Genomic DNA, 12245 nt, shown 5'->3' with positions numbered 1-12245 from the left:
CCAGTCCAGTCCGTCGAACGGGCTTTCGCCCGCCCGCCGTGAGGGTGGGCGGTCGAAAATCGTCTTAGATTAGACCGATATAAAAACGACGAGGCGCCGAGGTATCCAGTGCGGAGCCGATGGCAAATTCCTCGGCGCTCTCTCGCCGGGCTTTGCGGTGGCCCGCTCAGACCGCCAGCGCTACGGCGATTTCCGCTGCAAGCCGTGCGTTGTTCTCCACAAGCGCGATATTGGTCGCGAGGCTGCGGCCGTCGGTGAGGCGGAAGATCGTATCGAGCAGATAGGGGGTCACGTCCTTGCCGGTGATCTCGTCGCGCTCGGCATTGTCCAGCGCGCGCTCGATGTAGATCTCCATCTCGGGGCGCGGAATTTCGTTCTCCGCGGGCACCGGATTGGCGACCAGCATGCCACCCATGATGCCGAGTTGCTCGCGCACGGCCTGGAAATTGGCGATCGCGGCCGGGCTGTTCAGCATCAGAGGGCTCGGCAGGCCGGAATCACGCGACCAGAAAGCGGGAAAATTCGGGCTGTCATAGGTGACGACGGGAACGCCGCGCGTCTCGAGCACTTCGAGCGTCTTTGGGATGTCGAGGATCGCCTTGGCGCCGGCACAGACGACGATGACGCCGGTACGCGCCAGTTCTTCCAGGTCGGCGGAAATGTCGAACGTCTCCTCGGCCTTGCGGTGGACGCCGCCGATGCCGCCGGTGGCGAAGACGCGGATGCCGGCGAGGGCGGCGCCGATCATCGTTGCCGCGACCGTGGTTGCGCCGGTCCGGCGCTCGGCGATGGCGAAGGCGAGGTCGGCACGCGAAACCTTCATCGCGCCGCTCGTCTGCGCCAACGCCTCCAGTTCGGCGTCGTCGAGGCCGATGTGCAGCACGCCGTCGATCACGGCGATGGTGGCGGGCACCGCACCTTCCTCGCGAATGATCCGTTCGACGCTTCGCGCCATCTCCAGATTGCCCGGATAGGGCATGCCGTGGGTGATGATGGTGGACTCGAGCGCCACGATCGCGGCGCCGCGTGCCTTAGCGGCCGTCACCTCGTCGGAATAGGCGATCGGCAGGAGCGGGGTGGCGGATCTTGTCATCTTCGGTTCCTCGCAACGTGAAAGCGGTTTGGCTGTCTGCATCTTATGCCGTCATCGTGGTCTCATGACAGAACTTCCGCCTCGGATACAAGACCCATGACGCGGGCGAGCAGGTCGGGCTCGAGTTCCTCGGCGACGGCAAGCGGCGAGCGCACCGCAATCAGCGCTGCGGCAACGCCCTGCCGGAGCGCTGTTGCGAGCGGTTGGCCGTCCAGCCGGGCCGAGAGAAAACCGGACGCCAGCGCGTCGCCGGCGCCGGTCACGTCGCCCAGCGCTTCGAGCAGTGGTGGCGCCAGCATCGCCACGCCGGTGGCGTCGAAGGCGATCACCGCGTCGCGCCCCCGCGTCACGACACCGGATGACAGCCCCGCACGCCGCAACAAGTCTGGCCATTGCCACGGATCATCGGGCCGGGTCGCCGCCAGCGCGCGCGCCTCCGCCTCGTTCATGAACAGGCAGGTGAGCGCGGGGAGGGCGTTCTGGAATCTGATGACCTTGGCGGGGGATATCGCGATGCCGCAGACCGGCTTGCCGGCGGAGCGTGCGGCGTAGGCGATGGCCGTGACGGTTTCCTCCGGCAGGTTGGCGTCGGTCACGAGTGCATCGGCGCAAGCAATGGCGTCGCGCACCGCGCGCTGCTGCAGGCGCCGGGGCGAAAAGAGACGGTAGAGCTCCATGTCGGCGAGCGCGATCACCAGATTGCCGTCGCGCTCGATGATCGCGGTATAGCTCGGGGTGGCGCGGTCGAGAAAGATGAAGGGCATGTCCTCGACGCCGGCGGCCAGGGCAGCAGCGGCGACGAGCTCGCCGTCGCTGTCTCCGCCGCGCGGGGCGATGAGGCGCACGGCATGGCCGAGGCGCGAAAGGTTGCGGGCCGCGTTGAAGGCGCCGCCGCCGGCCTCGACGAACCAGTTGCCGGGATTGCTGGCGCCGGGGGCCGTCTCGCCATGGATGCGGCCGCGGCGATCGACATGGGCGCCGCCAAGCACGAGGATGTTTCTACCGGTCATTTTCCTGCCTTCTGCCCGATCCGATTCGCGTGTCATTTCCCCTCGCACCCATCGGCGCCACGATGGTAGAATGAGTGCCTAGGTTCTTGAAACGAAAAGAGAACATACGCTCGAATATCGAAGTAAATCAACTGCATGGTGTGCTGTTGCCAAAAGAGAACAAAAAGTGTACAAAGCTTCCATCGGCGGCTTCATTGCCTGTCTGGCCCCAATAACCTAAAGGTGGAGCAAATGGCACAAAACACTTTGCGGCTCGTAGAGGACAAATCGGTGGACAAAAGCAAGGCACTCGAAGCGGCACTTTCTCAGATTGAGAGGTCGTTCGGCAAGGGCTCGATCATGAAGCTCGGCTCGAAGGACAGCGTCGTCGAGATCGAAACCATCCCGACCGGCTCGCTCGGTCTCGACATTGCGCTCGGGATCGGCGGCCTGCCGAAGGGGCGGATCATCGAGATCTACGGTCCGGAAAGCTCGGGCAAGACCACGATGGCGTTGCAGACGATCGCCGAAGCCCAGAAGAAGGGCGGCATCTGCGGCTTCGTCGATGCCGAGCACGCGCTCGATCCCGTCTATGCCCGCAAGCTTGGCGTCGACCTGGAGAGCCTCCTGATCTCGCAGCCGGACAACGGCGAGCAGGCACTCGAGATCACCGATGCGCTCGTGCGTTCCGGGGCGATCGACGTGCTCGTGATCGACTCGGTCGCCGCGCTCACGCCGCGCGCCGAAATCGAAGGCGAGATGGGCGACAGCCTGCCGGGCCTGCAGGCCCGGCTGATGAGCCAGGCGCTGCGCAAGCTGACGGCCTCGATCTCGCGCTCCAACACCATGGTCATCTTCATCAACCAGATCCGCATGAAGATCGGCGTCATGTTCGGCTCGCCGGAAACGACGACGGGCGGCAATGCGCTGAAGTTCTACGCTTCCGTCCGCCTCGACATCCGCCGCATCGGCGCGGTCAAGGATCGCGACGAGGTCATCGGCAACCAGACGAAGATCAAGGTCGTCAAGAACAAGATGGCACCGCCCTTCAAGGAGGTCGAGTTCGACATCATGTATGGCGAGGGCGTGTCCAAGACCGGCGAACTGATCGACCTCGGCGTCAAGGCCGGCATTGTCGAGAAGTCCGGCTCCTGGTTCTCCTACAACAGCCAGCGCCTCGGCCAGGGCCGCGAGAACGCCAAGCAGTTCCTGCGCGACAACCCGGATGCGGCGCGCGAGATCGAAATGGCGCTTCGCCAGAACGCCGGCCTGATCGCCGACAAGTTGCTCGACGGCAAGCCCGAGGACGACGGCGACAGCCTCGCCGAGATGTGATCGACGCCACGCCGATGGAGCAGCCTCACAGGATCTGCTCCGTCGATGTGTAGGGTTTTGTCGCCAGCGGCTGCCCGTGAACATTGACGTCTTCGATTTCCCGTTGTCGCCGAGGACGCTAAAAGTCGTTTAAAGCAAAAGCCCGTCACGTGATCTCTCGTGACGGGCTTTTTTCTTTGACCCGGCGCGAGGCCGGGTCGTGATCATCTTCTGTTGGGTGCCGCTCAGGCGGCCATGGCCTTCTTCAGGTTCTCGTCGATCTTGTCGAGGAAGCCGGTGGTGGAGAGCCACGGCTGGTCGGGGCCGATCAGGAGCGCCAGGTCCTTGGTCATGAAGCCGGCCTCGACGGTGTCCACGCAGACCTTTTCGAGCGTCGAGGCGAACTTCGCCAGCTCGGCATTGCTGTCGAGCTTGGCGCGGTGCGCCAGGCCGCGGGTCCAGGCGAAGATTGAGGCGATCGAGTTGGTCGAGGTCTCTTCGCCCTTCTCGTGCTGGCGGTAGTGGCGGGTGACGGTGCCGTGCGCGGCTTCGGCTTCGACCGTCTGGCCGTCCGGCGTCATCAGCACCGAGGTCATCAGGCCGAGCGAGCCGAAGCCCTGCGCGACGATGTCCGACTGCACGTCGCCGTCATAGTTCTTGCAGGCCCAGACGTAGCCGCCGGACCACTTCAGCGCCGAGGCGACCATGTCGTCGATCAGACGGTGCTCGTACCAGAGTTTCGCTTCCTTGAACTTGTCGGCGAACTCCTTGTCGAAGACCTCCTGGAAGATGTCCTTGAAGCGGCCGTCATAGACCTTGAGGATGGTGTTCTTCGTCGAGAGATAGACCGGGACCTTGCGCTGCAGGCCATAGTTAAACGAGGCGCGGGCGAATTCGGTGATCGAGTCATCGAGATTGTACATGCCCATGGCGACACCGGCGGACGGCGCATCGAAGACGTCGTATTCGATTTCCTTGCCGTCCTCGCCGACGAACTTCATCGTCAGCTTGCCCTTGCCGGGGAACTTGAAGTCGGTGGCGCGGTACTGGTCGCCGAAGGCGTGGCGGCCGACGATGATCGGCTTGGTCCAGCCGGGAACGAGGCGCGGCACGTTCTTGCAGATGATCGGTTCGCGGAAGATGACGCCGCCGAGGATGTTGCGGATCGTGCCGTTCGGCGACTTCCACATCTTCTTCAGCTTGAACTCCTCGACGCGCGCTTCGTCCGGGGTGATGGTGGCGCACTTGACGCCGACGCCATGCTTCTTGATCGCGTTGGCGGCATCGACCGTCACCTGGTCGTCGGTGGCGTCGCGGTTCTCCATGCCGAGGTCGAAGTACTTCAGGTCGATGTCCAGGTACGGATGGATCAGCTTGTCCTTGATGAACTGCCAGATGATGCGCGTCATCTCGTCGCCGTCGAGTTCGACGACCGGATTGGCGACCTTGATCTTTTTCATGGATTGCCTCGTAGCCTAGTGGGGCCGGATGCCCCGTTTCGTGAAGTAGCGATCGCGTGCGGCTATACCACTTGGGGCAGGGAAGGCAAAGCCGACCAAGGACTGAGAGACTTTATTTTCGCCCGGCAAGGAATATGCTCCGCGACTCAGATGCCGGGTCGTCGACCGATGCGAGTCGTTCCCGCAAAATGCCGCAAAGGGTGGCCAATTGGTAGCGCATCAGCCAGGGCCGCTCGGCCCCATGCAATCCTTTCCGGGGAGATTACCACAATGCGTCTATGCCTCGCCGCCGCACTCGTCCTGTTGCCGTCCCTTGCTTTTGCGGCAGACGCTGCGGAACCGGTGCGTGAAATCATGACCACGGCAACGAACAACTGGGCCGATCTTGCCAACGACAACGACAACCCACCGGATTACGTCGACTATTTCAATGACGAGTTCCTGAAGCGGCTCTACAGCAAGGATTTCGTCGCGAAATATCGCGAGGCGGCAAGGTATCCGGCCTACGAGGACGGCGGATCGCCGTTCGACTACGACGTGATTGCCATGGGCCAGGACGGCTGTTCGATCAAGGACCTGAAGATCGAGGCGGCGCCGGCCGCCGCTGGTGTGACGACGGTGAAGACGACCTTCGACAACACCCATTGTTTCGGCGAACGGGCAGCGGATTGGACGCCGGCGGAGGTGGATTTCCAAGTGGTTGAGGAGGATGGCCGCCCCGTTGTCGACGACATCCTGCGGCCGCAGGACGGTGATCCGGGCTCGCTGAAGGCGGAACTGACGGAGATCGCGAAAGAGGGGGCCAATCCCCAGCCGGACCAGGAGGGCATTTCGCCCGAGTAGGGCGGCATTCTTTCCTTTTTCCGCGCGATGTGGCAGGGGAGCGCGGCCGGAGGACCGGGACGACTTCGCCCCGACAATGACGGCATCAACGGAAATTAAGACGGTTGAGCGGATGGCGGGCACGAATAGCGAGCGGCAACTGATAGCGGAAGGGCCGGCGATTATTCTGGTCCACCCCCAGCTTGGTGAAAACATCGGCATGGTGGCGCGCGCCATGGCCAATTTCGGTCTGGCCGAGCTGCGCCTCGTCAACCCGCGGGACGGCTGGCCGAGCGAGAAGGCGATTTCGGCAGCGAGCAAGGCGGATCATGTCATCGCGGCAACGAAGGTCTTCTCGTCGCTGGAGGAGGCAGTCGCCGACCTCAATTTCGTCTATGCCACGACGGCGCGCGACCGCTACGGCTACAAGGAGGTGCGCTCACCGGTGGTGGCGGCCGAGACGCTGCGGGCGCGGTTTCGTGCGGGCGAGGGGACCGGCATCCTGTTCGGTCGTGAGCGCACCGGGCTGACCAACGAGGAGATCGCGCTCGCCGACGAACTTGTCACCTTTCCGGTCAATCCCGCCTTTGCATCGCTCAATTTGGCGCAGGCCGTTCTGCTGATGAGCTACGAGTGGATGAAGACCGGCATGGGGTCGATCGAAGAAACGGCCTTCAGCGCGCTGCCGCAGCGCCCAGCGAAGAAGGACGAGCTACAGGGCCTGTTCGACCATGTCGAGGAAGCGCTCGACGCGCGCGGCTACTTCCGTCCCGCCGCCAAGAAGCCGAAATTGATCGAGAATCTGCGGGCGGCACTCACACGCCCATCATTCACCGGTTCGGAAATCCAGGTCTTGCGTGGCATCGTTTCCTGTCTCGATCGTTTCACTCGCGACGCGCCGCGCGGCTCGGGCGCGCCAGTGCTGAACCGCACCAGAAACAGAAGACCGAAGGCTGCCCGTGGCGACGAATAGCCCCAAACCCATCCTCGTGTTCGACAGCGGCATCGGCGGGCTGACGGTGCTGCGCGAGGCGCGCGTGCTGATGCCGGAGCGGCACTTCATCTATGTCGCCGACGATGCGGGCTTTCCCTACGGCGGCTGGGAAGAGGTTGCACTGAAGAAACACATCATCGCGCTCTTTGACAAACTGCTGGCGCAGCACGACCCGGAGATCTGCGTCATCGCATGCAACACCGCCTTTACGCTCGTTGGCGCCGACCTGCGCGCCACCTTTCCGACAATGCGCTTCGTTGGCACCGTTCCGGCGATCAAGCCGGCCGCCGAGCGCACCCGCTCGGGGCTCGTATCCGTGCTGGCGACGCCGGGAACGGTCAAGCGCGCCTACACGCGCGACCTGATCCAATCCTTTGCGACGCAATGCCATGTGCGCCTTGTCGGCTCGGAAAACCTGGCGCGGATGGCGGAGGCCTATATCCGCGGTGAAACGCTGTCGGACGAGGCGGTGACGGCCGAGATCGACCAGTGCTTCGTCGAGCGGGACGGACGCAAGACCGATATCGTCGTGCTGGCCTGCACGCACTATCCCTTCATGGCGAACGTCTTCCGCCGCCTTGCGCCCTGGCCGGTCGACTGGCTCGATCCGGCGGAGGCAATCGCCCGCCAGGCGCGCCGGCTGGTGCCGCCGCTCGAGGTCCTGGCCCCCGGCGAAGATGTCGCCATCTTCACCTCCGGTCGGCCGGATTTTGCCACGCAACGGCTGATGCAGGGGTTCGGCTTGAAGGTCTGACGCAGCGCCTTACCTTCTCTCGTCTGTCACCAGGCGACGGGGAGGCACCGATGCTACGCGGACGATGTCATTGCGGCGATACGGTTTTCGAGATCGATGGTGAACTGCCACAGGCGCTGACGCGTTGCACCTGCTCGTTTTGCTCCAAGCGCGGCCAGCTCTATGCCTATTACGAGCCCGGCCAGCTTCGGATCGTCGGCGTTCCGAGCCACGATTCGATCTATCGCTGGAACACGGGGCTAGTCGCTCACCATTTCTGCGCCGCTTGTGGCTGCGGCACCTACACCGACAGTCCGGCCTTCGAGATCGGCGGCGGCTGGGACGGGGTGAGCCGCCGGATCGGCATTAACGCCCGGCTGTTCGACGACTTCGATGCAGCCGAGGCGCCGGTAACGGTGATCGATGGCAAGAATCTCTGGTGAAGCTCACCTTCCTGTGGGTTTTTGCAATCACTTGCCCGCAGTAACCGATTTCGTGCTAGGCCTGTCCCGTTTTTCCGGCCGCACCAGACTGGCCGAGTCAATCGATGAGCACGAGGGTTGAATGAAGGTCGGCATCGACATGGGAACGGCGCAGGGCGGCGCGCCGGCCACGCTCGATATCGAGGAACTGCTCGCGACCCGTCTGCTCGTGCAGGGCAACTCCGGTTCCGGCAAGTCGCACCTGCTCCGGCGTCTGCTCGAACAGTCCGCGCCCTGGGTGCAGCAGTGCATCATCGACCCCGAGGGCGATTTCGTCACCCTGTCCGACAAGTTCGGCCATGTGGTGGTCGAGGGTGAGCGCACCGATGCCGAACTGATCGGCATTGCCACGCGGATCCGCCAGCACCGCGTCTCCTGCGTGCTCTCGCTTGAAGGCCTCGAGGTCGAGCAGCAGATGCGCGCGGCCGGCATCTTCCTGAATGCGATGTTCGATGCCGATCGCGACTACTGGTACCCGGTCCTGGTCGTGGTCGACGAGGCGCAAATGTTTGCGCCGTCGGTCGCCGGCGATGTCGGTGAGGAGGCCCGAAAGGTTTCGCTCGGCGCGATGACCAACCTGATGTGCCGCGGCCGCAAGCGCGGGCTTGCCGGCGTGATCGCAACGCAGCGGCTGGCGAAGCTTGCCAAGAACGTTGCCGCCGAAGCCTCCAACTTCCTGATGGGGCGAACCTTTCTCGATATCGACATGGCCCGCGCCGCCGACCTGCTCGGCATGGACCGCCGTCAGGCGGAAATGTTCCGCGACCTGAAGCGCGGCTCGTTCGTGGCGCTCGGTCCGGCGCTCTCGCGTCGCCCGCTGTCGGTCACGATCGGGTCGGTCGAGACGTCCGCCCGCTCGACAAGCCCGAAGCTGATGCCGCTGCCGGAGGCGCCGCAGGATGTCGAGGACCTGATCTTCACGCCCGATCCCGAGGAATTCACGCGCCCGCTGGTGCGCCGCGTCGCCCCGCAGCCGCGGCCGACGACCGACATCCTCGCCGAACTTTCACGCGCCCGTCCGGAACCGGTCGCCGTCGAGGCGGCGCGGCCTGCAGCCCCGGAAATGCCGGCGGAGGAGCGCGAGGCACTGCTCGATCAGGTGCTGGCTGAAATCCTCGACAATCCCGGTGCGGCCTTTCGCGCCGATGCCGAGCTGTTCCAGGATTTTCTCGTGCGTTGCCGAATCCGGCGCGTTCCCGGCGCGCCGCTGTCGCTGCCGGCCTTCCGCCGCAAGATGGCCGTCGCTCGCTCAGGGGTCGATGCGGAGACGGCGGGAACGGAACTCTGGGCCACCGCTCTCGAACTGTCACGCGCGGTGACCGAGGATTTGCAGGGCGTTTTCCTGCTTGTCGCGCAGGCGGCCGTGCGCGGGTTGCCGTGTCCGTCCGATGCGATGATTGCCCGGGCCTATGGCACCCATTCGGCCCGCCGGGCACGTCGCCTGCTCGGCTATTTCGAGGAGCAGGGGCTGATCGTCGTCCACAGCGATCTGGCCGGCCTGCGCATCGTCGCTTTCCCCGACCTGGCCTGCGAAACGCAGCCGGGCGATGCCAATGGCCCGGATCTGACGGACACGTTGCGCCACGCGGCGGAATAAGCTGCAGATGCCCATATTCGGTTTGACAAATTTGTAAAACTCACATACTGACGCCCCGACGCCGGGCAGAGATGTCCGGTGTTTCATTTGACATGTCCCGTGGCTTCTCCGGTCCGCGTATCGTGAGAAACCTGTCAGAAGGCCAGCATGGCATTCAGAGGAGGGCGTGTTTCCTTGATCCGGTTTGGAAGCAAACCGGTGTAGCTGATTGAAAGGAAATGCGATGAGCAAGCGCGCTTCATCCAAGTACAAAATCGACCGCCGCATAGGCGAAAACATCTGGGGCCGTCCGAAGTCCCCGGTGAACCGCCGCGAATACGGCCCGGGCCAGCACGGCCAGCGCCGCAAGTCCAAGCTCTCCGACTTCGGCGTGCAGCTGCGCGCCAAGCAGAAGCTGAAGGGCTACTACGGCGACATCCGCGAGAAGCAGTTCCGCGCCATCTACGACGAAGCCAACCGTCGTAAGGGCGACGCCTCGGAGAACCTGATCGGTCTGCTCGAGTCGCGTCTCGACGCGATCGTCTACCGCGCCAAGTTCGTTCCGACGGTCTTCGCTTCGCGTCAGTTCATCAACCACGGCCACGTCAAGGTCAATGGCGTCCGCGTCAACATCGGTTCCTACCGTTGCAAGCCCGGCGACGTGATCGAGGTGAAGGAAAAGTCCAAGCAGCTCGTAACGGTTCTCGAATCGGTGCAGCTCGCCGAGCGCGACGTTCCGGACTACATCGAAGTGGACCACAACAAGATGGTTGCGACCTACGCACGCGTTCCGGCTCTTTCCGACGTACCGTACCCGGTCATCATGGAACCGAACCTGGTCGTCGAATTCTATTCGCGTTAATCCTGGCCTCGGCCATTGGATTTCGAAAGCCGCCCCAACCGGGCGGCTTTTTTCGTTTCGACTTGGCAATTGTCAGCGCTGCAGGACTGACGCGCAGAAACCGCTTGATCTTGGCGCCCTCGACGGGCAATTCCTCCTCGCAGCAAAAGATTACGTTCGGCCGCGCACCGAACAGGAGCGGAAGATGAACGTCGCAGCAAGCACCAACAGCAGCGAATTCGAAGTGGCCGAGACGGCGGATATCGCCGTTGACCATCCGCTTTTCTCGCAGATGCCGTCGTCGGTGTCGTTCAACAAGTTGCGCAAGCGGCTGCTGCGACAGGTTCGCCAGGCGATGGACGACTTCGCGATGCTCAAAGGGCAGAAGCGCTGGCTCATCGGACTTTCCGGCGGCAAGGACAGTTATGGCCTGCTGGCGGTGCTCCTGGATCTGCAATGGCGCGGCCTGCTGCCGGTCGAGCTGGTCGCCTGCAACCTCGATCAGGGCCAGCCGAACTTTCCCAAGCACGTCCTTCCAAACTACCTTGCCTCGATCGGCGTCAAGCATCGGATCGAGTATCGCGATACCTATTCGGTGGTGAAGGAGAAAGTGCCGGAGGGGGCGACCTATTGCTCGCTCTGCTCGCGGCTGCGGCGCGGCAACCTCTACCGGATCGCACGGGAGGAGGGATGCGACGCGCTCGTCCTCGGCCATCATCGCGAGGATATCCTCGAGACCTTCTTCATGAATTTCTTCCACGGCGGACGCTTGGCGTCGATGCCGGCGAAGCTTCTCAACGATGATGGCGACCTGTTGGTGCTTCGCCCGCTTGCCTATGCCGCGGAGGACGACCTGGCGAAGTTCGCGACGGCGATGCAGTTTCCGATCATCCCTTGCGACCTCTGCGGCTCGCAGGATGGTCTGCAGCGAAATGCGATGAAGGCGATGCTGGCCGATATCGAGGCGCGCATGCCCGGCCGCAAGGACACGATGCTGCGCGCCCTCGCGCATGTGAATCCGTCGCACCTTCTGGACCCGACGCTCTTCGATTTCTCCTCCCTTGCCGCGGTACCTGCGAATGACGATACAAATTGACATCAATGCGCTCGCCCTCCTTCTCCGCACAGCGGCGGAGGTGGAGATCCGCCCGCGTTTTCGCGCGCTGGCCGAAGGCGACGTGCGGACCAAGACGAGCGCGATCGATCTGGTGACGGAGGCCGATGAGGCCGCCGAGCGCTACATCAAGGCCGGCATGGAGGCCGTCCTGCCGGGTGCGCTGTTCATTGGCGAGGAAAGCGTGGCCGCCGATCCGGAACTGCTGCCGAAACTTGCGCAGGCGGATCTGGCGGTGATCATCGATCCGATCGACGGAACCTTCAACTTCGCGGCCGGCGTGCCACTGTTCGGCGTCATGGCGGCCGTCGTCTCGGGCGGCGAAACCATCGCCGGCGTGATCTACGATCCGATGGGCGACGATTTCGTCCTTGCGGAGAAGGGTGCTGGCGCGTGGCAGACCGGTGGGGATCGCCCTGCCGTTCGACTGAAGGCGGCTGGTGCCGTTCCGCTTGCCGAGATGACCGGCATGGCTTCGACCGGCTTTCTGCCTCCTGAAAAACGGGCGCGGGTGATGGCCAATCTTGCCAAGGTGGCGTTTGCGTCGAACTACCGTTGCGCGGCGCACGAGTACCGGACCTTTGCCGCGGGGCACGTGCATTATCTCATGTACAACAAGCTGATGCCCTGGGATCATCTTGCCGGCACGCTGATCAGCCAGGAGGCGGGCGCCTATGCTGCGCGCCTCGACGGTTCCCCCTACGAGCCCCGCCATGTCGACGGAGGTTTACTGATCGCGCCCGATAGGGATAGCTGGGCAATGATGCGTCGCGACGTTTTCGTCGACTGACGGATTTCCGGTAAGCAAAAGAAGGGCCCGGATGTTT

At 63.7% G+C, this 12245-nt stretch carries 12 protein-coding genes; 9 read left to right on the top strand and 3 right to left on the bottom strand.

Going from position 1 to position 12245, the window contains the following annotated elements:
• Positions 1–166: 166 nt before the first annotated feature.
• Together J2Y48_RS18040 and J2Y48_RS18035 are read right to left on the bottom strand one after the other, a co-directional pair.
• On the bottom strand, positions 167–1093 hold the full coding sequence (locus J2Y48_RS18040) for a pseudouridine-5'-phosphate glycosidase (protein WP_310420741.1): 927 nt from the start codon (positions 1091–1093) through the stop codon (positions 167–169).
• A 62-nt stretch (positions 1094–1155) separates the two neighbouring features.
• On the bottom strand, positions 1156–2103 hold the full coding sequence (locus J2Y48_RS18035) for a carbohydrate kinase family protein (RefSeq protein ID WP_310420739.1): 948 nt from the start codon (positions 2101–2103) through the stop codon (positions 1156–1158).
• 231 nt (positions 2104–2334) lie between these two features.
• Here J2Y48_RS18035 and recA point away from each other — a divergent pair, with 231 nt between their 5' ends.
• A complete protein-coding gene (gene recA / locus J2Y48_RS18030) occupies positions 2335–3417 on the top strand; it encodes a recombinase RecA (RefSeq protein WP_310420737.1) in 1083 nt (360 codons plus the stop codon).
• Between the two features lie 224 nt (positions 3418–3641).
• On the opposite strand, the gene J2Y48_RS18025 is transcribed toward recA, so the two are convergent.
• Positions 3642–4856, bottom strand: a complete 1215-nt coding sequence (locus tag J2Y48_RS18025; protein ID WP_310420736.1) for an NADP-dependent isocitrate dehydrogenase — start codon at positions 4854–4856, stop codon at positions 3642–3644.
• 270 nt (positions 4857–5126) lie between these two features.
• On the opposite strand from J2Y48_RS18025, the gene J2Y48_RS18020 reads away from it, so the two are divergent.
• From J2Y48_RS18020 to J2Y48_RS17985, 8 genes are all read left to right on the top strand, one after another.
• Complete coding sequence (locus J2Y48_RS18020) at positions 5127–5699, top strand: hypothetical protein (protein ID WP_310420734.1); 573 nt, start codon at positions 5127–5129, stop codon at positions 5697–5699.
• 112 nt (positions 5700–5811) lie between these two features.
• Positions 5812–6651 carry an RNA methyltransferase gene (locus J2Y48_RS18015; RefSeq protein WP_310420732.1) on the top strand — a complete coding sequence of 280 codons (840 nt, stop codon included), beginning with the start codon at positions 5812–5814 and terminating at the stop codon, positions 6649–6651.
• Positions 6638–7426: a glutamate racemase gene (murI, locus tag J2Y48_RS18010; RefSeq protein WP_310420730.1), complete on the top strand. Its 789-nt coding sequence runs from the start codon at positions 6638–6640 to the stop codon at positions 7424–7426. The genes J2Y48_RS18015 and murI overlap by 14 nt, the downstream gene beginning before the upstream one ends.
• A gap of 50 nt (positions 7427–7476) precedes the next feature.
• Complete coding sequence (locus J2Y48_RS18005) at positions 7477–7848, top strand: GFA family protein (RefSeq protein ID WP_310420728.1); 372 nt, start codon at positions 7477–7479, stop codon at positions 7846–7848.
• Positions 7849–7969: 121 nt separating this feature from the next.
• Positions 7970–9484: an ATP-binding protein gene (locus J2Y48_RS18000; RefSeq protein WP_310420726.1), complete on the top strand. Its 1515-nt coding sequence runs from the start codon at positions 7970–7972 to the stop codon at positions 9482–9484.
• 223 nt (positions 9485–9707) lie between these two features.
• A complete protein-coding gene (gene rpsD, locus J2Y48_RS17995; RefSeq protein WP_310420724.1) occupies positions 9708–10325 on the top strand; it encodes a 30S ribosomal protein S4 in 618 nt (205 codons plus the stop codon).
• A gap of 184 nt (positions 10326–10509) precedes the next feature.
• Complete coding sequence (gene ttcA / locus J2Y48_RS17990) at positions 10510–11400, top strand: tRNA 2-thiocytidine(32) synthetase TtcA (RefSeq protein WP_310420722.1); 891 nt, start codon at positions 10510–10512, stop codon at positions 11398–11400.
• Positions 11384–12208, top strand: a complete 825-nt coding sequence (locus J2Y48_RS17985) for an inositol monophosphatase family protein (protein WP_310420720.1) — start codon at positions 11384–11386, stop codon at positions 12206–12208. The genes ttcA and J2Y48_RS17985 overlap by 17 nt, the downstream gene beginning before the upstream one ends.
• The last annotated feature ends 37 nt before the right edge of the window (positions 12209–12245 follow it).

Source organism: Mycoplana sp. BE70 (assembly GCF_031455855.1).
GTDB lineage: Bacteria > Pseudomonadota > Alphaproteobacteria > Rhizobiales > Rhizobiaceae > Mycoplana.
The sequence above is the reverse complement of the archived record's forward strand: the minus strand, read 5'-3'. Positions and strand labels throughout refer to the sequence as shown.

Coding starts and splice junctions, on each gene's coding strand:
- J2Y48_RS18040 (WP_310420741.1), bottom strand. CDS start 1,093: ATGACAAGATCCGCCACCCCGCTCCTGCCGATCGCCTATTCCGACGAG.
- J2Y48_RS18035 (WP_310420739.1), bottom strand. CDS start 2,103: ATGACCGGTAGAAACATCCTCGTGCTTGGCGGCGCCCATGTCGATCGC.
- recA (WP_310420737.1), top strand. CDS start 2,335: ATGGCACAAAACACTTTGCGGCTCGTAGAGGACAAATCGGTGGACAAA.
- J2Y48_RS18025 (WP_310420736.1), bottom strand. CDS start 4,856: ATGAAAAAGATCAAGGTCGCCAATCCGGTCGTCGAACTCGACGGCGAC.
- J2Y48_RS18020 (WP_310420734.1), top strand. CDS start 5,127: ATGCGTCTATGCCTCGCCGCCGCACTCGTCCTGTTGCCGTCCCTTGCT.
- J2Y48_RS18015 (WP_310420732.1), top strand. CDS start 5,812: ATGGCGGGCACGAATAGCGAGCGGCAACTGATAGCGGAAGGGCCGGCG.
- J2Y48_RS18005 (WP_310420728.1), top strand. CDS start 7,477: ATGCTACGCGGACGATGTCATTGCGGCGATACGGTTTTCGAGATCGAT.
- J2Y48_RS18000 (WP_310420726.1), top strand. CDS start 7,970: ATGAAGGTCGGCATCGACATGGGAACGGCGCAGGGCGGCGCGCCGGCC.
- rpsD (WP_310420724.1), top strand. CDS start 9,708: ATGAGCAAGCGCGCTTCATCCAAGTACAAAATCGACCGCCGCATAGGC.
- ttcA (WP_310420722.1), top strand. CDS start 10,510: ATGAACGTCGCAGCAAGCACCAACAGCAGCGAATTCGAAGTGGCCGAG.
- J2Y48_RS17985 (WP_310420720.1), top strand. CDS start 11,384: ATGACGATACAAATTGACATCAATGCGCTCGCCCTCCTTCTCCGCACA.